The 21,125-nt window shown below is 71.4% G+C and carries 22 protein-coding genes; 12 read left to right on the forward strand and 10 right to left on the reverse strand.

The window, feature by feature from the left end; genetic code table 11:
- Positions 1 to 49: 49 nt before the first annotated feature.
- From VMR86_13115 to VMR86_13160, 10 genes are all read right to left on the reverse strand, one after another.
- The gene (locus VMR86_13115) at positions 50 to 706 is read right to left on the reverse strand and encodes an acetate--CoA ligase family protein (GenBank protein HTO07981.1); all 657 of its coding nucleotides are present in this window, start codon (positions 704 to 706) and stop codon (positions 50 to 52) included.
- A 44-nt stretch (positions 707 to 750) separates the two neighbouring features.
- Complete coding sequence (locus VMR86_13120) at positions 751 to 3,489, reverse strand: MMPL family transporter (protein HTO07982.1); 2,739 nt, start codon at positions 3,487 to 3,489, stop codon at positions 751 to 753.
- A gap of 19 nt (positions 3,490 to 3,508) precedes the next feature.
- On the reverse strand, positions 3,509 to 4,324 hold the full coding sequence (locus tag VMR86_13125) for an outer membrane lipoprotein-sorting protein (GenBank protein HTO07983.1): 816 nt from the start codon (positions 4,322 to 4,324) through the stop codon (positions 3,509 to 3,511).
- A gap of 24 nt (positions 4,325 to 4,348) precedes the next feature.
- Entirely contained in the window at positions 4,349 to 5,206 is an 858-nt protein-coding gene (locus VMR86_13130) for an LLM class F420-dependent oxidoreductase (GenBank protein ID HTO07984.1), read from the reverse strand.
- Positions 5,203 to 6,015, reverse strand: coding sequence for a TIGR03619 family F420-dependent LLM class oxidoreductase (locus VMR86_13135; GenBank protein HTO07985.1), 813 nt, complete (start codon positions 6,013 to 6,015; stop codon positions 5,203 to 5,205). Before VMR86_13135 ends, VMR86_13130 begins: the two co-directional genes overlap by 4 nt.
- 91 nt (positions 6,016 to 6,106) lie before the next feature.
- Complete coding sequence (locus tag VMR86_13140; GenBank protein ID HTO07986.1) at positions 6,107 to 7,105, reverse strand: sulfate ABC transporter ATP-binding protein; 999 nt, start codon at positions 7,103 to 7,105, stop codon at positions 6,107 to 6,109.
- A complete protein-coding gene (gene cysW, locus VMR86_13145) occupies positions 7,102 to 7,980 on the reverse strand; it encodes a sulfate ABC transporter permease subunit CysW (GenBank protein ID HTO07987.1) in 879 nt (292 codons plus the stop codon). The genes VMR86_13140 and cysW overlap by 4 nt, the downstream gene beginning before the upstream one ends.
- The gene (gene cysT / locus VMR86_13150) at positions 7,977 to 8,819 is read right to left on the reverse strand and encodes a sulfate ABC transporter permease subunit CysT (GenBank protein ID HTO07988.1); all 843 of its coding nucleotides are present in this window, start codon (positions 8,817 to 8,819) and stop codon (positions 7,977 to 7,979) included. The genes cysW and cysT overlap by 4 nt, the downstream gene beginning before the upstream one ends.
- Positions 8,820 to 8,821: 2 nt before the next feature.
- A complete protein-coding gene (locus VMR86_13155) occupies positions 8,822 to 9,823 on the reverse strand; it encodes a sulfate ABC transporter substrate-binding protein (GenBank protein HTO07989.1) in 1,002 nt (333 codons plus the stop codon).
- Positions 9,824 to 9,832: 9 nt separating this feature from the next.
- The gene (locus VMR86_13160) at positions 9,833 to 11,197 is read right to left on the reverse strand and encodes a porin (GenBank protein ID HTO07990.1); all 1,365 of its coding nucleotides are present in this window, start codon (positions 11,195 to 11,197) and stop codon (positions 9,833 to 9,835) included.
- Positions 11,198 to 11,378: 181 nt separating this feature from the next.
- Here VMR86_13160 and VMR86_13165 point away from each other — a divergent pair, with 181 nt between their 5' ends.
- The 12 genes from VMR86_13165 to VMR86_13220 all read left to right on the forward strand — a co-directional run.
- Positions 11,379 to 12,932, forward strand: coding sequence for a sigma 54-interacting transcriptional regulator (locus VMR86_13165; protein HTO07991.1), 1,554 nt, complete (start codon positions 11,379 to 11,381; stop codon positions 12,930 to 12,932).
- Between the two features lie 147 nt (positions 12,933 to 13,079).
- Entirely contained in the window at positions 13,080 to 14,069 is a 990-nt protein-coding gene (gene cysK, locus VMR86_13170) for a cysteine synthase A (protein HTO07992.1), read from the forward strand.
- Between the two features lie 41 nt (positions 14,070 to 14,110).
- A complete protein-coding gene (gene epsC, locus VMR86_13175; protein HTO07993.1) occupies positions 14,111 to 15,028 on the forward strand; it encodes a serine O-acetyltransferase EpsC in 918 nt (305 codons plus the stop codon).
- A gap of 12 nt (positions 15,029 to 15,040) precedes the next feature.
- On the forward strand, positions 15,041 to 15,943 hold the full coding sequence (locus VMR86_13180; protein ID HTO07994.1) for a TauD/TfdA family dioxygenase: 903 nt from the start codon (positions 15,041 to 15,043) through the stop codon (positions 15,941 to 15,943).
- A gap of 185 nt (positions 15,944 to 16,128) precedes the next feature.
- The gene (locus VMR86_13185; GenBank protein ID HTO07995.1) at positions 16,129 to 16,950 is read left to right on the forward strand and encodes a CmcJ/NvfI family oxidoreductase; all 822 of its coding nucleotides are present in this window, start codon (positions 16,129 to 16,131) and stop codon (positions 16,948 to 16,950) included.
- A gap of 55 nt (positions 16,951 to 17,005) precedes the next feature.
- Complete coding sequence (gene pqqA, locus VMR86_13190) at positions 17,006 to 17,140, forward strand: pyrroloquinoline quinone precursor peptide PqqA (protein HTO07996.1); 135 nt, start codon at positions 17,006 to 17,008, stop codon at positions 17,138 to 17,140.
- Positions 17,141 to 17,158: 18 nt separating this feature from the next.
- Positions 17,159 to 18,061 carry a pyrroloquinoline quinone biosynthesis protein PqqB gene (pqqB, locus tag VMR86_13195; protein ID HTO07997.1) on the forward strand — a complete coding sequence of 301 codons (903 nt, stop codon included), beginning with the start codon at positions 17,159 to 17,161 and terminating at the stop codon, positions 18,059 to 18,061.
- The gene (gene pqqC, locus VMR86_13200; protein HTO07998.1) at positions 18,058 to 18,756 is read left to right on the forward strand and encodes a pyrroloquinoline-quinone synthase PqqC; all 699 of its coding nucleotides are present in this window, start codon (positions 18,058 to 18,060) and stop codon (positions 18,754 to 18,756) included. Before pqqB ends, pqqC begins: the two co-directional genes overlap by 4 nt.
- The gene (pqqD, locus tag VMR86_13205; GenBank protein HTO07999.1) at positions 18,753 to 19,031 is read left to right on the forward strand and encodes a pyrroloquinoline quinone biosynthesis peptide chaperone PqqD; all 279 of its coding nucleotides are present in this window, start codon (positions 18,753 to 18,755) and stop codon (positions 19,029 to 19,031) included. The genes pqqC and pqqD overlap by 4 nt, the downstream gene beginning before the upstream one ends.
- Positions 19,028 to 20,122, forward strand: coding sequence for a pyrroloquinoline quinone biosynthesis protein PqqE (pqqE, locus tag VMR86_13210; protein ID HTO08000.1), 1,095 nt, complete (start codon positions 19,028 to 19,030; stop codon positions 20,120 to 20,122). Before pqqD ends, pqqE begins: the two co-directional genes overlap by 4 nt.
- Positions 20,119 to 20,649 carry a permease gene (locus VMR86_13215; protein HTO08001.1) on the forward strand — a complete coding sequence of 177 codons (531 nt, stop codon included), beginning with the start codon at positions 20,119 to 20,121 and terminating at the stop codon, positions 20,647 to 20,649. The genes pqqE and VMR86_13215 overlap by 4 nt, the downstream gene beginning before the upstream one ends.
- 34 nt (positions 20,650 to 20,683) lie before the next feature.
- Positions 20,684 to 21,125: 3-deoxy-7-phosphoheptulonate synthase (locus VMR86_13220; GenBank protein HTO08002.1), on the forward strand; the 442-nt coding region annotated here is incomplete at its 3' end.

Genomic DNA, 21,125 nt, shown 5'->3' on the forward strand with positions numbered 1-21,125 from the left:
ACGATGCCGCGCGGATAGAAGAGCGGACGGAAGCGCTCGACCACGGCGCTCACCGCGCGTCTCCCTCGAGCTCGACCAGCGCGTCGATCACGACCGGCTGGCTGCCCGCGACGATCAGCGGGTTGATGTCGACCGAGCGCACGTCGGCGCGCTCGGCGCCCAGCCTGCCGAGTGACTCGAGCACGCTCGCGAGCGCGGCCCGGTCGACCGCGGGCTCGCCGCGGAACGAGCCCAGCACGTTCTTGTACTGCAGCGCGTCGATCAGGTCTTCCGCGTCGCCGCGCGCGAGCGGCGCGACCGCGAACGCCACGTCGCCCACGGCCTCGGCGAAGATCCCGCCCAGCCCGAGCATCACGCACGGGCCGAACTGCGGGTCGCGCACGAGGCCCGCGATCACCTCGCGCCGGCCACTCACCATGCGGCATACCAGCACCCGCGCGTCGCCGTCGTCGGCGCGCCGCGCGGCGAAGAGCGCCTCGGCAGCAGCGCGCACCCCGGCCGCATCGCCGAGCCCGAGCTTCACCAGACCGCGCTCTGTCTTGTGCGCGATCTTGCGGCCGCAGAGCTTCAGCGCGACCGGGAACCCCAGCTCCTGCGCCGCGCGCACCGCCGCGTCGGCAGAGTCGACGAGCCGCTCGTCCGGCACCGCAATCCCCGCCGCGCGCAGGAGCTCCTTCGACTCGTGCTCGGAGAGTGTGAACGACATGGTCGCGCAGTATTCCATATGGCCACCCTTCGTGGGCGTCGGACCTACTGAATCCGCGTCGTCGTCTCCGCCACGCGCGAGGCCAGGATGCGCGCCAGGTTCCGGTAGAGCACGGCCGAGATCTTGGGCGCGCGCCGTTCGAGCTGCGCGAGACCGCGCTCGCTGAGTCGCAGGAGCCGCGCGCGCTCCAGCACCTCGATCTCGGCGCTGTGCTTGCGCGTGTAGTAGCTGACCTCGCCCACGAGGTCGCCGCGCGCGAAGCGGTTCAGCACCTCGCGGCCGTGTGGAGTCTCGATCGAGGCCTGGAGCACGCCGTCGATCACCAGGAACATCTCGCGGCCCTCGTCGCCCGAGCGCAGCAGCGGCTGGCCCGCGGGCACGCGCCGCTGCGTGCCGTGCTGGCCCACGATGCGGCACTGCGCGGCGGTGAGGTCGCGCAGCAGGGGGATCGAGCGCTGCGGGGTCGCGCCGAGATCGAGCGACAGCGTGTCCCACAGCGTCACGAAGTGCAGGTCGGCGCACAGCGCGGGCGCCAGCACGAACGCGCACAGCCAGGCCACGCCGAGCGAGAGCGCAGCAGTGACTCCCAGCCAGCGCAGCTCGCCGATCGGGCCGGTGGCGAGCACCAGGAAGCCGAGCATCAGCGCGTGCGTCGCGAACGTGACCGGCCGGCCGGCGCCCACGAGCGCGCGCGCGGCCGCGGCCTCCTCGTCGGCCAGGCGGCGCGCCTCGGCGGTGAAGCGCATGAAGTAGTGGATCGTGCCGTTCAGCGCGAAGCCGAGCACGATCGGCGGGACGATCGCGGTCGCGAGCGACAGCGGCGCGTTCACCGCGCCGAAGAAGCCGAAGCAGAACGCGAGCGCGACCGCGCTGGGCGCCAGCGCGCGCAGGCCCGCCCACGGCGACAGGAACAAGAGCGACAGGATCGCGTAGGCGACGATCAGCGCGAACACCAGGCTCTCGAGCTGCGCCTCGACCATGGCGTCGGTGAGCCGCTGGAAGGCGATCGCCTGACCGGTGACCCGGCCGCGCAACGGCGCCGGCAGCTCCGCCAGGTGCGACTCGATGCGCGCCGCGAGCGCGCGGATGTCGCCCGTGGACACCGAGCGCGTGTAGACCACCAGGTTGGCGCGCTGCAGCGCGCCGTCGACCAGTGAGTCGCGCTCGTCGCCGCGTCCCAGCGCGAGCAGCTCGGCGGTCAGGCTGGCCGTGCCGGGCAGCGCGAGCGCGGGCGGCCCGCCTTCGGACAGCGCGCCGTTCCACACCTTGAGCCAGTCGGCGAGCGAGGTCGCGCCGCCGACGTCGGGCTGTGACTCGAGCCAGTCCTCGAGCCGCTCGAGCTCGCGCACGTTGGCGGGCACGGTGAACGTGTCGGGGGCGTCGCCCTCGACCACCACGCGCAGCGAGGTCGCGCCGTCGAGGCGCCGGTTCAGCGCGTCGAAGTCCTGGCGGAACGAGTCACCGCGTGGGAAGGCGTGCGGCAGGTCGGTCGAGGTGCGCACGCGCACCGCGGCCAGCGCGGAGACGGCGAACAGCCCGATGAAGGCCGCGATCAACGGGTGCCGCCAGCGCATGACCACGTGCGCCACGCGCGCGGCGAAGCGCGCATAGCGGTCGGGGGGCACGGGCGCCGGCCCGCGTCTGAAGCCGCTCGGCCGCCCGAACGCGAGCAGCATGGCGGGAGTCACCGTGACCGAGGCCGCGAACGCGACCAGCGTGCCGGCCAGCGCGAACGCCGCGAACTCGCGCAGCGCGCTCACGGGCGTCAGCACCGCGGCGAGCAGGCTGGCCGCCGTGGTCAGCGCGGCCAGCAGCATCGGCATGCCCACGCGCCGCAGCGCGCGCACCATGCTGTCGGCGGTGGGCCGCTCCGGCCACTCGCGGATCTCGTCGTAGTAGGCCGCGATCACGTGCACCGGGTAGATCAGTGACAGGATCACCAGCACCAGCGGCAATCCCACGGTCGCGCTGTTCAGCGGCCGGCCCAGGGCGCCCAGCAGCGCGAAGGTCCAGAGCTGCGCGAGCGCCACGGTCACGAGCGGCAGCAGCATGCCGCGCGCGGTCTTGAAGGCGAAGGTGAGCGCCGCGCACACGCACAGGAGGGCGAGCGGCAGGCGTCCGCGCAGGGCGCCCGCAGTCATTTCGGCCGCGGCGCGCTTGAGCCGCGGGGGCCCCGTGATCTGCACCTCGACGCCCCGCGCCTCGCGGTGCGCGATGTCCATGATCTCGAGGTCGAGCGCGCGCCGCATGAGCACGCGGTCGGACACGTCGGCCAGCTCGACCACGATCGCGGCGAGCCGTCCGTCGCGTGACACCAGCCGGCCCGCGAGCAGCGGGTTGGCGAGCGCCGCGCGCCGCAGCGCCATGCGGTCGGCCTGACCGTCGGGCACGCGCACCAAGAGCGGCGACAGGCGGATGTCGTCGGCGTCGCCGTGGGGCACCGCGACCGTGGCCAGCGAGCTCACGTGGTGCACGCCCGGCAGCTCGCTCACGCGCTGCGAGATGCGCAGGAGCGAAGTCAGCGGCTCGGCACGGAACACGTCGTCGGCCAGCAGGCCCACGATCAGGGTCTCGTCGCTGCCGAACAGCTTGCGAGTCAGTCGATAGAACTCACCGGCGTCGTCGTGCCGCGCCATCAGCCGGTCGGCCGACGGATCGAAGTCGACGCGCCACTGACCCGCGCGGAAGTCGTACACACCCGGAGCGGCGGCCGCCGAAAACAGCAGCGCCAGCGCCAGCACGGCCCAGGGGTGGGCCGCCATGAAGCGGAGGGCACGGGCCATCACGCGTTCTGGGATCCGATCAGTGAGCCGCGCGCTCGAGCGACGCGGGCGTGAAGAAACTCTCGTCGACCTTCGCGGGCACCTCGAGATCGACGACCTGCAGCTCGGTCGACGAGCCGTCCTTGGCGTCGTCCATCCGGCCGCGCATGCCGTTGGCGAACTTGTCCTGGACCTTCACGTCGGCGGGCGCGACCTGGTACACCTTGCGCGGCTTGGCGCCCTTGTCGAAGCCCGCCTCGTAGCCTTCGCGGCGCAGGATGAGACACCACTCGCGGTCGATCGAAGTCACGATGCGCGAGTACTCGGAGCCCGCGTCGGGCGCGGGCTTGGTCTCGACCACGAAGGTCTTGCGGCCGTCGATCTCGCCGTCTGGCCGGCGGCGAACCTGACCGGGAAACACCACGCGCCCGAAGCGCGCGAAGTCCTCGAGACTCAGGTTGGTGGCGAACATGCGCGCTCTTGCGCCGCGCTCTTCGATCTTCCTGGCCTTGCCGTCCTTCTTGGAGACCGCCCAGGCCTCGCCGATGGCGTCGCCGTCGCTCACCAGGTAGCCCGTGAAGCCGCTGGCGGGACCGCCGCGCTGCACGACCGCGACCTTGCGGGTGCCCTCGGCGCTCGTGGAGCTCCAGAACTCGACGTCGATTGCCGTCTCGGCGCCGCCCTTCGCGCGCGTGGTCAGCTTGGCATGGGCGTGGGCCGAAGGCGGCAGATTGCGGATCGCGCAGTCTGCGACCTCTTCGATGGACCCCTGGGCGCGCGCGAAGCCCGCGGCGGCCGCGAGCAGCCCCGCGGCGCACGGGGCGAACAGCGCTCGGAAGCCGGGGGCAGACGACATGGCCCTAAGCTACCCGGCCCGGAGTCACTCCGCGAGCGGGCGCACGAGCTCGCGCTCGGCGCGCTCCACGGCGGCGATCTGGTCGTCGGCGCTGCGTCCGGAGCCCATGAGCACCAGCCGGTCGACGCCCAACGCCGCGTAGCGGTGCACCGTGTCGAGGTCGAGCTTGGAGCCGGGCGGAGTCACTGTGATCTCGAGCCGGCCGAGCGCCGGGTCGCGGTCGAGCCGCTGCTCCGCGGCGCGCAGACCTTCGATCGCACGGCCGGTCGCCTCGAGGTCGAGGGCGAAGCCGTACCAGCCGTTGCCGTAGCGCGCGGCGCGGCGCAGCGCGGACGGACTCATGCCGCCGACCACGATCGGCGGGTGGGGTGACTGGAGCGGCCGGGGCTGCGCCTGGATGCCGCCGAAGGCGACATACTCACCCTTGTACTCGGGCTTCTCCTCGCGCCACAGCGCGACGATCGCCTCGATGTACTCGTCGGTGCGCCGGCCGCGGTCCGCGAACGGCGCGCCGAGCGCCTGGAACTCGGGCTTCAGATACCCGGCGCCCAGCCCGAAGATGAGTCGCCCCTTCGAGAGCCGGTCCACGGTGGCCAGCTCCTTCGCGAGCACCACCGGGTTGCGCTGCGGCAGGATGATGATGCCCGTGGCGAGCCGCACGCGCGTGGTGTGCGCCGCGAGGAAGCCGAGCGCGACCGCCGGGTCGAGTAACTTCATGTGCGGCGGTGCGGGCGAGGGCGGCACCTGCGGGTCGGGCAGCACCACGTGCTCGGCGGTCCAGACCGAGTCGAAGCCCGCGTCCTCGGCGGCGCGCGCGACACGCGCCGCGGCCTCCGGCTCGGAACACACGCCGATGTTGATCCCGTGGAGGCCGAATTTCATGCCCGGATTCTACTCGCAATCGCCTGCGCGGAGCGCGCGAACTCGGCGGCGTCGGCGTAGCGGCTGGCGTGGACGAGCCGGGTCGCGCCCAGCTCGGCGTAGGCGTGCGCCAGGTCCGCGGCGCGAGCGGGCTCTTCGAGCGGCAGGCGAGTCATGACGGCGAGCTCGGGTGCGGGCTTGCCGGCCGCGAGAAACAGCTCGCGCAGGCGCGCCGCGTGGGGCGCGAGGTCGGCGGGCTTGGCACCGATCGGCATCCAGCCGTCGCCGAAGCGCGCGGCGCGGGCCAGCGCGTGCGGCGCGGCGCCGCCGATCAGGATCTGCGGGCGCGGCGGCCGGGGCAGGAACAGGAACTTCTGGCCGTTGCGCTCGACCACGTCGGAGCGGAAGGCGTCGACCAGGAGCTCGAGCACCACGTCGGCGTCTCGCGCGCGGCGCGCGCGCGGCAGGCCGAGCGCGCGGAACTCGGGCTCCATCCAGCCCACGCCGACGCCGAGCGCAGTGAGTCGGTTGCCGGACAGCTCCTGCAGCGTGGCGATCACCTTCGCGGTCGGCAGCGCCGGCCGATAGGGCAAAATCAGCACCGCCGTGCCCAGGCCGATGCGCTCCGTCTTCGCGGCGATCCAGGTCAGGGCGATGAGTGGATCGAGATAGCGCCCGCCCGAGCCTTCTGCGTCGTCGGGCGGGATGGCGATGTGGTCGGGTACGTAGACTTCGTCGAGGCCGGCCTCTTCAGCCGCGCGCGCGCACGCGACCAGCGTCTCGCGGGTCGACTGCGGGCCCATGGTCCGAACCGAGATGCCGAGCTTCATCCCACAAGCTTACTGGACCGCCGAGCGAAGGCCGCCCTGAGCGAGGCCGCAAGCTCCGAAGGAGCGCGCAGTGAGCCGCAGGCGAACGTAGTCAATCGGACTCGAAGACCTGCAGCTCGCGCGGGGCGGCCCAGACCTCGGCGCCCGGCGAGAGCGCCAGCGTGCGCACGCGCTCGGCGGGCACGTCGGCGCGGACCAGCGCGCCCGCGGCCGAGGTGAGCTCGAGCTTGACGCGGCCACCGAGTGACTGCACGCGGCTCACGCGCGCGGCGAAGGAGTGACCGTCGAGCGGGCCGAGCGCGATCTCGAGGTCGTCGGGCCGGAAGCCGATGCGCGCCTTGCGGCCGTCGATCGTGGTCGAGAGCCAGTTGGCCTCGCCCAGGAACCCGAACACGAAGGGCGTCGCGGGCCGGCGGTAGACCTCGTCGGGCGTGCCGACCTGCTCGATGCGGCCCTCGTTCACCACCACGATCCGGTCGGCCAGCTCGAGCGCCTCCTCCTGGTCGTGAGTCACGAACAGACTCGTGATGCCCAGCTCGTCGTGCAGCTTGCGCAGCCAGCGGCGCAGCTCGCGCCGCACGCGCGCGTCGAGCGCGCCGAACGGCTCGTCGAGCAAGAGCACGCGCGGCTGCACCGCCAGCGCGCGCGCCAGCGCAACGCGCTGGCGCTGGCCGCCCGAGAGCTGGGTCGGCATGCGCCGGGCCAGGCCCTCGAGCTGCACCAGGTCGAGCAGCTCGTGCACGCGCGCCTGGATCTCGGGCTCGGCGGGCCGTGTCTCACGTGGCCGCACGCGCAGGCCGAAGGCGACGTTCTCGAACACCGTCATGTGTCGGAACAGCGCGTAGTGCTGGAACACGAAGCCCACGCGCCGGTCGCGCACGCTGCGCTCGGTGGCGTCCTCGCCCTCGAAGGAGATCGTGCCCGTGTCGGGCCGCTCGAGCCCGGCGATCAGGCGCAGGAGCGTGGTCTTGCCCGAGCCGGACGGGCCGAGCAGCGCGAGCAGCTCGCCCGGCTCCACGTGCAGAGACACGTCGCGCAGCGCGGTGAAGTCTCCGAAGCGTTTCCAGAGATCGCGCACCTCAATGCTCAAGTGAGTCTCTCCCGGCGCAGGCGCCACTCGAGCACGCGCTTCGCGACGAGCGTCACGAGCGCGAGCAGCGCGAGCAGCGAGGCCACGGCGAAGGCGGCCGACGACTGGTATTCGTTGTAGAGGATCTCGACGTGCAGCGGGATCGTGTTGGTCTTGCCTCGGATGTGACCCGACACGACCGATACGGCGCCGAACTCGCCCATGGCGCGCGCGTTCAGCAACACGATCCCATACAGGAGGCCGAGCCGGATGTTCGGCAGGGTGACTCGCCGGAACATCTGCCAGCCGCTCGCGCCCAGCGAGATCGCCGCCTCCTCCTCTTCGGAGCCCTGCTCCTGCATGAGCGGGATCAGCTCGCGCGCCACGAAGGGGAAGGTGATGAAGGTGGTCGCGAGCAGGATGCCCGGCACGGCGAAGATGATCTTCACGCCGTGCTCGACGAGCCACGGGCCGAACAGGCCCTGCGCGCCGAACAAGAGCACGAAGATCAGGCCCGAGATCACGGGTGACACGGCGAAGGGCAGGTCGATCAGCGTGATCAAGAGGTTCTTGCCCGGGAACTCGAAGCGCGCGATCGCCCAGGCCGCGGAGACGCCGAACACCGCGTTCAGAGGCACCGAGACGGCGGCGACGATCAGCGTGAGCTCGATGGCCTTGAGCGCGACCGGATCGGTGATCGCCGCCCAGTAAGTCGTGAGTCCGCCCGACAACGCCTCGACGAACACGGCGGCGAGCGGCAGGAACAGGAACAGGAACACGAAGCCCAGTGCCAGGACCAAAAGCGTCCAGCGCACCGCGGGCGGGTCCTGGAGCGCCGCGCGCAGCGACGGCGCGCTGGCTTGGCCGGTCTCGTGAGTCAGTGTCGCGGCCGTCATTCGCCCGCTCCTGCGCCCGCGAGGCGGCGCCGGCCGATCGCCTGCAAGCCGTTGATCGCGAGCAGGAGCGCGAACGACGACACCAGCATCACGGTGGCCACGGCCGTGGCGCCCGCGTAGTCGTACTGCTCGAGCTTGGTCACGATCAAGAGCGGCACGATCTCGGTGCGCAGCGGCATGTTGCCCGAGATGAAGACCACCGAGCCGTACTCGCCCAGCGACCGCGCGAACGCGAGCGCCGAGCCGGTCACGAGCGCGGGCCAGAGCGCCGGGAACAGCACGCGCCGGAAGGTCTCTAGCCGGCCGGCGCCCAGGCTGGCCGCGGCCTCCTCGGCTTCGGCCTCGAGATCCTCGAGCACCGGCTGCACCGAGCGCACCACGAACGGCAGGCCGATGAAGGTGAGCGCGATTGTGACACCCAACGGTGTATAGGCGGCGTGGATACCGAGCGGCTCGAGGAACTGCCCGAGCCAGCCGTTCCTGGCCAGGAGCGTGGTGAGCGTGATGCCGGCCACCGCCGTGGGCAGCGCGAACGGCAGGTCGACGAACGCGTCGACCAGCTCGCGGCCCGGGAAGCGGTAGCGGGTCAGCACCCAGGCGAGCACGAGCCCGAAGAAGGCGTTGGCGAGCGCCGCCAGCAACGATGCCCCGAAGCTGAGCTGGTAGGCCGCGATCGCGCGCGGCGAGGCGACCGCGGCGAAGAAGTCCGCGACCGAGAGCGAGGCGGTGCGGAAGAACAGCGCCGACAGCGGCACCAGCACCAGGAGCGAGAGATACAGGACCGAGAAGCCGAGCGTGAGTCCGAAGCCCGGCAACACGCCGTTGCTGCCACGTGTCACGGCTAGCGCCCCGGGACGTAGATCTGGTCGAAGATCCCGCCGTCGGCGAAGTGGGTCGCCTGCGCCTTCTTCCAGCCGCCGAAGTCCTTGTCGATCGACAGCAGCTCGAGCTTGGGGAACTGGCCCGCGTACTTCGCGGCAGCAGCGGCCTCGGTCGGGCGGTAGAAGTGCTTCCCGATCAGGTCCTGGGCCTCGGGCGAGTAGAGATAGTGGAGATACTCGGCCGCGACGGCGCTCGTGCCGTGGCGGCGCGCCACGGCGTCCACGACGCTGACCGGAGGCTCGGCCAGCACCGAGATCGACGGCGCCACGATTTCGAACTGACCCTTGCCCAGCTGCTCGATCGCGAGCAGCGCCTCGTTCTCCCACGCGATCAGCACGTCGCCGATGCCGCGCTCGACGAAGGTCGTGGTCGAGCCGCGCGCGCCGGCGTCGAGCACCGGCGCGTTCTTGTAGATCGCGGCCACGAACGCGCGGATCTTCTGCTCGTCGCCGCCGAACTTGCGCTGCGCGTAGCCCCAGGCCGCGAGATAGTTCCAGCGCGCGCCGCCCGAGGTCTTCGGGCTCGGGGTGATCACCGCGATGCCCGGCTTGGCCAGGTCGTCCCAATCCCGGATGCCCTTCGGGTTGCCTTTGCGGACCAGGAACACGATGGTCGACGTGTACGGGCAGCTGTTGTTGGGCAGGCGCGACTGCCAGTCACGCGGCACGAGCTGGCCCTTCTCGTACAGCGCGGACACGTCGCCCGCGAGCGCCAGCGTGACCACGTCGGCCTCGAGCCCGTCGATCACCGCGCGCGCCTGCTTGCCCGAGCCGCCGTGCGATTGGTTGATCGTGACCGTCTCGCCGTGCTGCTCCTGCCAGTGTCTGGCGAAGAGCTGGTTGTAGTCGGCGTACAGCTCGCGCGTGGGGTCGTAGGACACGTTCAGGAGCTCGCTGTCGGCGCGCGCGCCGGCGGCGGCGAGCGTCGAGACGGCGAGCAGGCAGAGAGTGAATCGTCGCATGGGGGGCTCCTAGAACGCGAGCTGGAAGCGGCCCAGCAGCACGCCCTCGTCGTGCCGGTCCTGGTTGCTCGCGTAGCTGCGGAAGGTGGTGCGGTCGTAGTTGACCGCGAGCTTCACGTTGCGGTTCAGGTACCAGTTGATGCCGACGCTCCAGAGCTTCGCGGCCTCGGCGCTCACGGTCGGGTCGGCGAAGTTCGCGTCGAAGACCGAGTCGTCGACTTTGAGCTGGCTGATGCGCGTGATGAATTCCCACGCGCCCCAGGTGCCTCTGAACGGGTCGAAGTTGACGCTGGGCACGAGTCCCTTGTACGACTCGTTCTCGCCGGTGATCGCCCAGCCCACCGCGACCTGCCACGCCGAGTTGTTCGCGCGGATGTCGGAGAAGGTCGGTCGCCGGTACTGACTCGACTCGTAGACGTACTCGGTGAGCAGCCCGAACGGGCCCCAGTACCAATACGCCTGCGGCGCGTAGCGGTAGCGCGCGCCGGTCTGAGTCACGTTGGCGCGGTAGGCGAAGAAGGTCTGCTGGCCCGAAGTCTTGTACGAGCCCGGTGCGCCTTCCTGGTGGCCGTAGGTCGCGGCGAAGCCCACGCCCAGCCCCTGGAGCGCGCCGATCTCGGTGTCCTGGAAGGGCTGGAAGAACACGCGCGCGACGATGTCCTTGTCGTCGCCGGTGTCGACGTCGCCGTTCACCGTCTGGGTGTTGTCGACGGCGCCGTTCATCCAGCCGAGCTGGTAGCTGAACAGGCCCTCGCGCACGACGCCGTTCAGCATGATGCCGAGGTCGCGGTTGGGCACGAGCTGCGTCGGCAGCGCGCGCTCCACGAACCACATCGCGGTCGCGGACTGGAGCCTCTCGAGCCCGACCGGCCCCTTGAACTTGCCGAACTCGAGCGCGGCCTCCGGGATGTAGTGCACGTTGGCCCAGGCGTCCTGGATCACGGCCGTGCCGCCGGCGAAGTCCGGCATGATGCGGAAGTCGACGACGCCGCCCAGCGTGCCCTCGAGCAGCGGGCGGATGCGCCGGAAGAAGAACGTGTCCTGACCCGCCGCGCGGTTCGCCGGCGCGTCGTCGAAGAAGCGCGTGTCGAACTGGGTGTAGCCGCGCAGCTTCAGCACCCAGTTCGAGTCGGCCGAGCGCAGCGTGAAGCCGTCGGAGCCCGCGCCCAGCACCGGCTGCGGACCCTTGGACGACTGAGTCTCGTCTGCGACCTCGAGCTTGCGCTTGACCAGCGCCAGCTCCTGCTCGAGCTCGTCCACCCGCTGCTCGAGCGCAGCCTTGTCGCTCGCCCCCTGCGCGCTCGCCACGCGCGCCCCCAGCGCGAGTGACAGAGCGATTCCCGCGACGCCGAGCGCCGCCCATCCCCGAATCATGTCCTGCTCCCTGTGCGGATTGCGCGAGGCCCCTCGAGCAAGGGCCGTGCCGCGGCACGGGACACGCAGAAAGGCCGGGTTGGGGGGTCGAAGCGCTGATAATCCAGCGCATGAGACGGAAATTCATATCACTATCGAAAGAGAATCTGTGATATAATCTGGAAAAATCTGGAGAACTTGAATGGAGCGCTTCGCTCCGATCTTGCTCGACATCTGGCGCGAGGTGGGCCGGCACCTCGAGATCGGGGAGTCGGTGCGCCGCTGCACGCCGCTCCTGGCGCGCCGGCTGCCGGTCGACCAGCTCTGGGTGCGCCGCTTCGACCCGGCGCACCCGAGCCTCGAGACCGTGGCCGCAGCACGCCACGACTCCGACGAGCAGCTGCCGCACGGACGCGACGCCCTGTCGGCAGCCCAGGTCGCGGAGCTGACCGCGTTCTGCGGGCGCCGCCGGCCGCTGCGCGGTCCGGCGGCCCAAGTCGCGCAGCGTGCGCCGGGGCTGATTCCGGACTCAATCGCGGGCGACGTGCTGGTGAGTCCCCTGCTGCGCGAGGACGAGCCGGCCGGCGTGCTGGTGCTCGTGGCGCGCGCGGCCAGACACTTCGATCGCGAGCACGAGGAGATCGCGCGCGCGCTGGTCGAGCCGTTCTCGGTCGCGCTCGAGAACGACCGGCGCGTCGCCGAGCTCGAGGGCCTGCGCCAGGCAGCCGAGGCCGACAAGCGCAGCCTCCTGACTCGCCTCGGCCGCGAGGACCTGTCCGAGAACATCGTGGGCGCCGACTCGGGCCTGCGCGCTTCGATGGAGCGCATCGAGCTGGCGGCGCCCTCCGACGTGCCCGTGCTCTTGCTCGGCGAGACCGGCTCGGGCAAGGAGGTCGCCGCGCGCGCGATCCACTCCCGCTCCGCGCGCGCGAGCGGGCCGTTCCTGCGCGTGAACTGCGGCGCGATCCCGGCCGGGCTCATCGATTCCGAGCTGTTCGGGCACGAGCGCGGCAGCTTCACTGGCGCGTCGGCTCTGCGGAAGGGCTGGTTCGAGCGCGCCGACCGCGGGACGCTGTTCCTCGACGAGATCGGCGAGCTGCCGCTCGCCGCGCAGGTGCGGCTGCTGCGCATCCTGCAAGACGGCAGCTTCGAGCGCGTGGGCGGCACGCGGCCACTGCACGCCGACGTGCGCATCGTGGCCGCGACTCATCGCGACCTGCACCAGATGGTCTCGGAAGGCCGCTTCCGCGAGGACCTGTGGTATCGGCTCGCCGTGTTCGTGGTCCACCTGCCGCCGCTGCGCGAGCGGCCCGAAGACATCGCTGCGCTCGCGACTCACTTCGCGCTGCGCGCCGCCACGCGCTTCGGGCTGCCGGCACTGTCTCCGACGCGCGACGACGTGAGCCTGCTCGCGGCGTACGCGTGGCCCGGAAACATCCGCGAGCTCGGCGCGGTGATGGACCGCGCGGTGCTGCTGGGCCAGGGCCGCGCGCTCGAGGTCGCGCAGGCTCTCGGGCCTGCGGCCGCGCGCGCACCCGGTGCGCCCGAGCCGGCTCCCGCTCCGGCGGCAGCCGAGCCGGCGGCGCGACTCGACGACGCCATGGTGCGGCACATCGAGGCCGCGCTCGGCCGCACGTTCGGGCGGATCGAGGGACCGTTCGGCGCGGCGCGCGCGCTGGGGATCAACCCGCACACGCTGCGCGCGCGCATGCGCAAGCTCGGGATCGACTGGCGCCGCTTCCGCGCGCGGCCCTGACGGTCCCTCTTGCTCGGCGCCGATCACGGATTTTCCGCCGAGTGACGGGACTTCCGTCGCATTTGATGGCTCGGCGCCCGAGCACCGGGCTCGGGCGATCGCAGCAGGCTCGCAGGGCTTGGCACCCCAGATGCACACGCCCCGGGCATGTCACTCCAGGGCACTCACTGGTTCAACGACAACGCACTCTCGATCGGACACACCCCGCTGGTGCGGCTGCGGCGGGTCACGAAGGACTCGCGGGCGCTGGTCCTCGCGAAGATCGAGGGACGCAACCCTGCGTATTCGGTGAAGTGCCGGCTCGGCGCGGCGCTGGTCTGGGACGCGGAGAAGCGCGGACTGCTCGGTCCCGGGAAGGAGATCATCGAGCCGACGAGCGGAAACACCGGCATCGCCCTGGCCTTCGTGGCGGCGGCCCGCGGCTACCCGATCACACTCACCATGCCCGAGACCATGAGCTTGGAGCGCCGCAAGCTGCTCGCGGCCTACGGCGCCAAGCTCGTGCTCACCGAGGGCGCGCGCAGCATGCCCGGAGCGATCCAGCGCGCCGAGGAGATCGCGAAGTCCGATCCCGACCGCTTCGTGTTGCTGCAGCAGTTCAAGAACCCGGCCAACCCCGAGATCCACGAGCGCACCACCGGACCGGAGATCTGGGACGACACCGCGGGCACGGTCGACGTCCTGGTCTCGGGCGTCGGTACGGGTGGCACGATCACCGGAGTCTCTCGCTATCTCAAGCGCACGCGCGGCCGGGCGATCACGAGCATCGCGGTCGAGCCGGCCGCGAGTCCGGTGATCTCGCAGACCCTGTCGGGTGAGCCGCCGAAGCCGGGCCCCCACCGCATTCAGGGCATCGGCGCGGGCTTCGTGCCCGAGGTGCTCGATCTGTCGCTGATCGACGCGGTGGAGCAGGTCACGAACGAGGAAGCCATCCACTTCGCGCGCGCGCTCACGCGTGAGGAAGGCATCCTGTCCGGAATCTCGAGCGGAGCGGCGGTGGCGGCCGCGGTGCGCATCGCCGGTCGCCCGGAGTGCGCCGGCAAGACCATCGTCGTGATCCTGCCCGACTCGGGCGAACGCTATCTCAGCTCGAGCCTGTTCGAGGGTGTGTTCGACTCCGAGGGGCTCGCGCTGTGAGCGCCCCGACGGTCCCGATCCGTCTGGCCGACCGCGGCGACGTGGAGGAGTCCGCGAGCTGGGACCTCGAGAAGCTCGTCTCGGCTCTGCGGACCTCGCGCAACGGAACCGCCGAGCGCCGCGACGAGGAACGGCGCCGGGAGCGCCCGTCGCGCGACGCGCTCGTGAGCGCCGTGCGCGGATTGCGCGGGGCGCTCTTCCCGTCCCACTTCGGCGTGAGTGACTTCACCGAGACCAGCATCGACTTCTTCGTCGGCACGACGCTCGATGCGAATCTGCGCGCGCTCGAGGAGCAGGTGCGGCGCGGATTGCTGTACGACACGGTCGAGCTCGAGGCACCTACGGCCGCGCAGCGCGCGCGCGAGCTGGTGCGTGAGTTCGCACTGCGCCTGCCCGCCGTGCGCAGCGCGCTGGAGCTCGACCTGCGGGCCGCGCTGGACGGCGACCCCGCGGCGCACAGCCGAGCCGAGGTGCTCTTGTGCTACCCCGGCGTCACCGCGATCACCCACCACCGGCTGGCCCACGAGCTTCACCGCCTGGGGGCGACGCTGCTCGCGCGCATCATCTCCGAAGACGCGCACGCGAACACCGGGATCGACATCCACCCCGGCGCCCGGATCGGAGACCACTTCTTCATCGATCACGGCACGGGCGTCGTGATCGGAGAGACGGCACTGCTGGGGAACCGCGTCCGCCTGTATCAGGGGGTGACACTCGGCGCGCGTGACTTCCCGCTCGACGGAAACGGCAGGCCCGTGAAGGGGATGCCGCGCCACCCGATCATCGAGGACCAGGTGGTGATCTACGCCGGCGCCACGATCCTCGGCCGCATCATCGTCGGTCGAGGCTCCGTGATCGGCGGCAACATCTGGCTCACGCGCAGCGTTCCCGCCGGCAGCCATGTGACCCAGGCGCGCTCGCGCCGCGACGACGTCTTCCATGACGGCGCCGGTATCTAGGAGGACCCTGCCGTGCCACACAGCATCGAAGTGATTCCCGTTGCGGGCCGGATCGGCGCCGAGGTGCGCGGAGTGGACCTGTCTGCAGACGTGCACGAGGGGGTGATCGAGCTCGTGCGCGAGGCGCTGCTGCGCCGCAAGGTGCTGTTCTTCCGCGATCAGCGGCTCGACGCGGCGTCACAGCAGCGCTTCGCCCGCCGCTTCGGACCGGTCACGAGCGCGCATCCGACGGTGCCGGGCGTGCGCGAGCATCCGAACGTGCTCGACGTCGATGCGCGCGAGGGCAACGTCGCGGTCCAGTGGCACAGCGACGTGACCTTCGTCGACCGCCCGCCGCTCGGCTCGGTCCTGCGGGCCGTCGTGCTGCCAGCGCTGGGAGGAGACACGCTCTGGGCCAATGCGGTCGCCGGCTACGAGGACCTGCCGGTCGCTCTGCAGACCTTCGCGGACTCGCTTGAGGCGGTGCACACCAACCAGTTCGACTACGTGGCCGCGGGTCCGGCCGGTCCCAGCGAGTCTCTCCGCGCCTACGGGCGTGTCTTCGAGTCGGTACGCTACGAGACGATCCACCCGGTGGTGCGCGTGCATCCCGAGACCGGCGAGCGCGCGCTGTTCCTGGGCGGCTTCGCGCGCCGCATCGTGGGTCTCTCGCTCCGCGACTCCTCCGCGCTGCTCGGAGTGTTTCGCAAGCACGTGACGCGGCCCGAGAACACCGTGCGCTGGCGCTGGCGCCCGGGCGACGTCGCCTTCTGGGACAACCGGGCCACCCAGCACCGCGCGATCGCGGACTTCGGTCGCGAGCCGAGACGGCTCCAACGAGTCACGATCGCGGGCGACCTGCCCGTGGGCGTGGGCGGGCGCACCAGCAAGTCACTCACCGGTGACTCGACCTCCTACAACCGGGACGCGGCGTGATGCTGCGTTGGCTCTCGTGGCTCTTGGAAACGCTCGAGACTCCGATCCCGGAGACGTCCGCACAGAGGATCGGCCTGGCGCTCGACGCGGGAAACGCCGGGCCTGGGGGGTCGCATCGAACCCAGGCGCCACTTCCGGCGCCCAACGCACACTGGATCGGCCTCCCGATCGACGAGGGCTAGCGCATGTCACTCGAGCTCCCCGGCACCGAAGCGACTCTGAACTACCTGGCGCCCAGCGCGACCAAGCCCGTGACGTACACCTACACGCCGCCGCAGGGGGTGCCGCAGCGCAGCCGCGGCGAGCCGCACCGCGTCGAGATCAGCGACGCGCGCAAGCTCGCGGAGGCCGCGCGGCTCGACCGCGAGGGCTTCGCGCTGGTCGCCCATACGACCGAGGTGCGCGACTTCCTCGACGAGGCCGAGGTGCGTACCGTGTACTACCCGGAAGTCGAAGCGCTGCTGAAACGCACGACCGGTGCGGACGCGGTGGTGATCTTCGACCACACGCTGCGCTCCGCGGCCGACGAGCGCGCGAAGGGCGTGCGCGAGCCCGTGCGCTCGGTGCACAACGACTACACGGCGCTCTCGGGCAAACGCCGCGTCAGCGACCATCTGCCCGCCGACGAGGCCGAGTGCCGGCTGCGCGGGCGCCACTCCGTGATCAACGTCTGGCGCTCGATCCGCGGGCCGATCGAGACCACGCCGCTGGCGGTCTGCGACGCGCGCTCGATCCGCCCCGACGACCTGGTTCCAACCGACCTCGTGTACCCCGATCGCGTCGGCGAGGTCTACTCGGTGCGCTACAACCCCGCGCACCGTTGGTACTTCTACTCGAAGCTGCGGCGCGACGAGGCGCTGCTGATCAAGACCTACGACTCGCTCGAGGACGGCACGGCCCGCTTCAGCGCGCACAGCGCCTTCGACGATCCGGCCACCCGTGCGGGTGCGCCGCCACGCGAGAGCATCGAGGTGCGCGCGCTGGTCTTCTACCCACAAGCGCCCTGAGTGCTCGGTCGCACGGGCGGTTGACCCCCCCAGGGGCCTGGCGTAGCCTGAATCCATGGACTGGACGACACCCGCGTTCGAAGAGATCAACATGAGCGCCGAGATCGGCGCGTACCAGGGCGACGAGGACGGCAGCGACTACCCGCCCTTCGTCACCTCTTCCGAGCGCGCCTCTGCCACCGAGGCGTAGCCCGAAGCTCAGAGGTCCGTGCAGCTTCGAGTTCTAGGGTCGGCCGCCGGTGGCGGCTTCCCCCAGTGGAACTGCGGCTGCGCGAATTGTGCCGGCCTGCGCGCCGGCAGCCTGCGGGCCCGCGCACGAACCCAGGAGTCGGTCGCCGTCTCGGCCGACGGCGAGCGCTGGCTGCTCTTGAACGCGTCGCCCGAGATTCGCGCGCAGCTCGAGAGCTTCGCGCCGCTCTGGCCGCGCGCGAAGCGACACTCGCCGGTGTCGGGCATCGTGCTCACGAACGGCGACCTCGACCACACCTTGGGACTCCTGTCGCTGCGTGAGTCACACCCGATCTCCGTCTGGGCCACCGCGGCGGTGCGCAGCGGTTTCACCTCGGGCAACACGCTGTATCCCACGCTGGAACGGTTCGAGGGGCAGGTGACCTGGCACGCGCTCGAGCTCGGGCGCGAGCTCGCGCTGGGAGACACGGGTCTGTTCGTGACTGCGCTCCCGGTGCCCGGCAAGCTGCCGCTCCACCTCGAGCGCACGCGCGCCGCCTCGCCCGAGGACAACGTCGGCCTGCGCATCCGCGACCCGGCGACGGGCGGCGTGCTGGCCTATCTGCCCGCGGTGGCGGGTGCGTCGCGCGCCGTGTCCGATGCGGCGCAGGCAGCCGACTGCGTGTTCTTCGACGGCACGTTCTGGAGCTCCGACGAGCTGGTCGCGGCCGGACTCGGCACGCGCCGCGCGGAAGACATGGCGCACTGGCCCGTGGGCGGCAGCGAGGGGAGCCTGGCCTGGCTCGCGAAGCTGCCCGGGCGGCGCATCCTGATCCACGTGAACAACACCAATCCGCTCTTGCGCGAAGACGGGCGCGAGCGCGCCGCAGCCGAGGCCGCCGGCGTCGAGGTCGCGCACGACGGCCTGGAGCTCTACTTGTGACTCGCGCGCTCTCCGCCGACGACTTCGTCGCGCGCATGCGCGCCGAGGGCGCGCGCCGCTACCACGACACGCACCCGTTCCACCTGCGCATGCACGAGGGGTCACTCACGCCCGACGAGCTGCGCGCCTGGGTGCTGAACCGCTACTACTACCAGACGCGCATCCCGATCAAGGACGCGCTGATCCTGTCCAAGTCCGAGGATCCCGCGTTCCGGCGCATGTGGATCCACCGCCTGCGCGACCACGACGGCGAGCGCGCGGGCGAGGGCGGGCTCGCGCAGTGGCTCCGGCTGGCCGAGGCCGTGGGGCTGGATGCGAACGAGGTCGGCTCGTGCGCGCGCGTGCTGCCGGGCGTGCGCTTCGCATGCGACGGCTACGTGTCACTCGTGCGCGATGCCGACCTGGTGGTGGCGGTGGCGTCTTCGCTCACCGAGTTCTTCGCGCCCGACCTGATGTCGACGCGCATCGCGGCCTGGGAGAAACACTACCCGTGGATCGCCGCCGCGGGCCTGGAGTATTTCAAGAACCGGGTCACGTTCGCGCGCCGTGACTCGCAGGAGGCGATCGCGTTCGTGACCGCGCGCGCCACCCGCGCGGAGCTGCAGGAGGCGTGCGTCGCGGCGCTCGTGCGCAAGACCGAGGTACTGTGGCACCTGCTCGACTGCGTGCAGGCGGCCACGGCGGCCCGGCCGTGATCGCCCTCTCGGCGAAGCCGCGGCTCGCGCCCAAGGCGCGGCTGCGCGTCGACCAGAAGACCGGCGAGACCCTGTTGCTGTATCCGGAGCGCGGGCTGGCGCTGAACGTGACCGGCGCCGAGATCCTGGGGCTGTGCAGCGGAGAGCGCTGCGTGTCGGACATCATCGCGGAGCTGGCGCAGCGCCACGGCGCACACGAGTCACTGGCCGAGGACGTGAGAACGTTCCTCACCCAGCTCGCCGAGCGCAGCCTGCTGCGCGGGACGGAGCCGTGACGCGCGCAGAGCGGCCCTACACGCTGGTCGCCGAGCTCACCTACCGCTGCCCGCTGCGCTGCGTGTACTGCTCGAACCCCGTGCAGGTCGACCGCGTGCGCCCGGAGCTCGACGCGAGTGACTGGCGGCGCGTGCTGCGCCAGGCCGCGGAGCTCGGGGTGGTGCAGGTGAACCTGTCGGGCGGCGAGCCGCTCTTGCGCGACGACCTCGAGGAGATCGTGGCCGAGGCGCGCGCGCTCGATCTGTACACGAACCTGATCACCAGCGGCGTGCCGCTCGACCGCGAGCGATTGGCCGGGCTCAAGGCACGGGGCCTGACGGCGCTCCAGCTCTCGTTCCAGGACGTGCGCGCGCCCGAGGCGCGCCGCATCGCAGGCGTGGAGGTGCTCGAGCAGAAGCGCGCGGTCGCGGGCTGGGTGGCCGAGCTCGAGCTGCCGCTCACGCTGAACGTGGTGCTGCACCGCTCCAACATCGAGCGCATCGACGAGTTCGTGACGCTGGCCGAGACACTCGGCGCCGAGCGGCTCGAGCTCGCCAACACGACCTGGCTCGGCTGGGCGCTCGCGAACCGCGCGCAGCTCGTGCCGAGCCGCGCGGCGATCGAGTCCGCGCGCGCAGCCGCACGCGCCGCAGCCGAACGCCTGCGCGGGCGCATGGAGCTGCTGTTCGTCCTGCCCGACTACCACACCGACGTCCCGCGCCCGTGCATGGGCGGCTGGGCGCGCAGCATCGTGCTGGTCGCGCCCGACGGCCTGGCGCTGCCGTGTCACCAGGCGCGCACGATCGCGGGCCTGCGCTTCGAGAACGTGCGCGACCAGTCACTCGCCGCGATCTGGAACGACTCGGCCGGCTTTCGCGCGTTCCGCGGCGAGGACTGGATGCAGGAGCCCTGCAGGAGCTGCGAGCGGCGGACGCTCGACTTCGGCGGCTGCCGCTGCCAGGCCTTCCACCTGACGGGCGACGCCGCGGCGACCGACCCGGCGTGCCGCCTGTCGCCGAGACACGCGCTGGTGCGCGCCGCACGTGACGCGGCCGAGCAGCCCGACGCGGGCGGCGAGCTCGTGTACCGGCGCGCGCCCACGGCGCCATGAAACGGCGGAGAGGCATGGACGCGAACCTCTGGATCCTGCTGGGACTCACTCTGGCCGCGCTCGCCTGGGCCTGGGCGCAGGACCCCGCGCTGCCCGCGGCAGGTCTGGCCTCGAGCGCGCGGCTGGTGCGCGGCGTGTGGCTCGAGCTCGCGCTCGGCTTCGTGCTGGCCGGCCTGTTCGACGTACTGGTGCCGCAGGAGTCACTCGTGCGCTGGCTGGGCGAGGACCGCGGCCCGCGGGGCATCCTGATCGCCTGGCTCGCGGGCCTTTTGATCCCAGGCGGCCCGTACGTGTTCTTCCCGGTGGTCGCGAGTCTGTGGGCGAAGGGCGTGTCGGCGGGCGCGCTGATCACGCTCATCACCGCCAAGACGCTGGTCAGCCCGATCCGCATGCTGACCTACGAGGCGCCGCTGATCGGCTGGCCGCTCACCTGGGCGCGCTTCATTCCTGCCGTCTTGTTGCCGCCGCTCGTCGGCGTGGTGGGTCAGTGGCTGTTCCGTCTGTTCCAGGCGCGCGGCGCCCGGTAGCACGGGGCGGCCGCACCACGTTAGGATCCCCGCCGTGATCATCGTGATGAAGGCCGAGTTCGGACCCGAGGCGCCCGAGACGCGCCAGGTGATCCGCATGGCCGAGCGCCACCCCGACATCCGCACCGAAGTCCATGTGATTCGCGGCTCGATGCGCACGCTGACCGAGATCTACCTGCTCGGCCCCACGGCTTCCATCTCCTCGGAGCCCTTCGAGGAGTTCCCGGCGGTCGAGAAAGTGATTCGCATCCGCGAGCGCTACCGCACGGTCGGCCGGCACGAAGGGCAGGCCGAAGCGGTGGGCTTCGAGTACAACGGGGTCCACTTCAGTCAGGACTCGTTCTTCCTGTTCCCCGGCGTGTGCGCGGTCGACACACGCGAGAACCTGGAGGCCACGTTCCGCGCGCTGCGCGCGGCGGGTATCTCGACCACGCGCGCGGGCGCGTACAAGCCCCGCACCAGCCCCTACGACTTCC

Source organism: Myxococcota bacterium (assembly GCA_035498015.1).
Classification (GTDB): domain Bacteria; phylum Myxococcota_A; class UBA9160; order SZUA-336; family SZUA-336; genus VGRW01.

Bases quoted from the DNA above. Each gene is read 5' to 3' on its own strand.
- pqqA (HTO07996.1), top strand. From the start codon at position 17,006: ATGGACTGGACGACACCCGCGTTCGAAGAGATCAACATGAGCGCCGAG.
- cysW (HTO07987.1), bottom strand. From the start codon at position 7,980: ATGACGGCCGCGACACTGACTCACGAGACCGGCCAAGCCAGCGCGCCG.
- VMR86_13135 (HTO07985.1), bottom strand. From the start codon at position 6,015: ATGAAGCTCGGCATCTCGGTTCGGACCATGGGCCCGCAGTCGACCCGC.
- VMR86_13130 (HTO07984.1), bottom strand. From the start codon at position 5,206: ATGAAATTCGGCCTCCACGGGATCAACATCGGCGTGTGTTCCGAGCCG.
- VMR86_13165 (HTO07991.1), top strand. From the start codon at position 11,379: ATGGAGCGCTTCGCTCCGATCTTGCTCGACATCTGGCGCGAGGTGGGC.
- VMR86_13125 (HTO07983.1), bottom strand. From the start codon at position 4,324: ATGTCGTCTGCCCCCGGCTTCCGAGCGCTGTTCGCCCCGTGCGCCGCG.
- cysK (HTO07992.1), top strand. From the start codon at position 13,080: ATGTCACTCCAGGGCACTCACTGGTTCAACGACAACGCACTCTCGATC.
- VMR86_13120 (HTO07982.1), bottom strand. From the start codon at position 3,489: ATGGCCCGTGCCCTCCGCTTCATGGCGGCCCACCCCTGGGCCGTGCTG.
- VMR86_13115 (HTO07981.1), bottom strand. From the start codon at position 706: ATGTCGTTCACACTCTCCGAGCACGAGTCGAAGGAGCTCCTGCGCGCG.
- VMR86_13160 (HTO07990.1), bottom strand. From the start codon at position 11,197: ATGATTCGGGGATGGGCGGCGCTCGGCGTCGCGGGAATCGCTCTGTCA.
- VMR86_13215 (HTO08001.1), top strand. From the start codon at position 20,119: ATGAAACGGCGGAGAGGCATGGACGCGAACCTCTGGATCCTGCTGGGA.
- VMR86_13185 (HTO07995.1), top strand. From the start codon at position 16,129: ATGTCACTCGAGCTCCCCGGCACCGAAGCGACTCTGAACTACCTGGCG.
- VMR86_13155 (HTO07989.1), bottom strand. From the start codon at position 9,823: ATGCGACGATTCACTCTCTGCCTGCTCGCCGTCTCGACGCTCGCCGCC.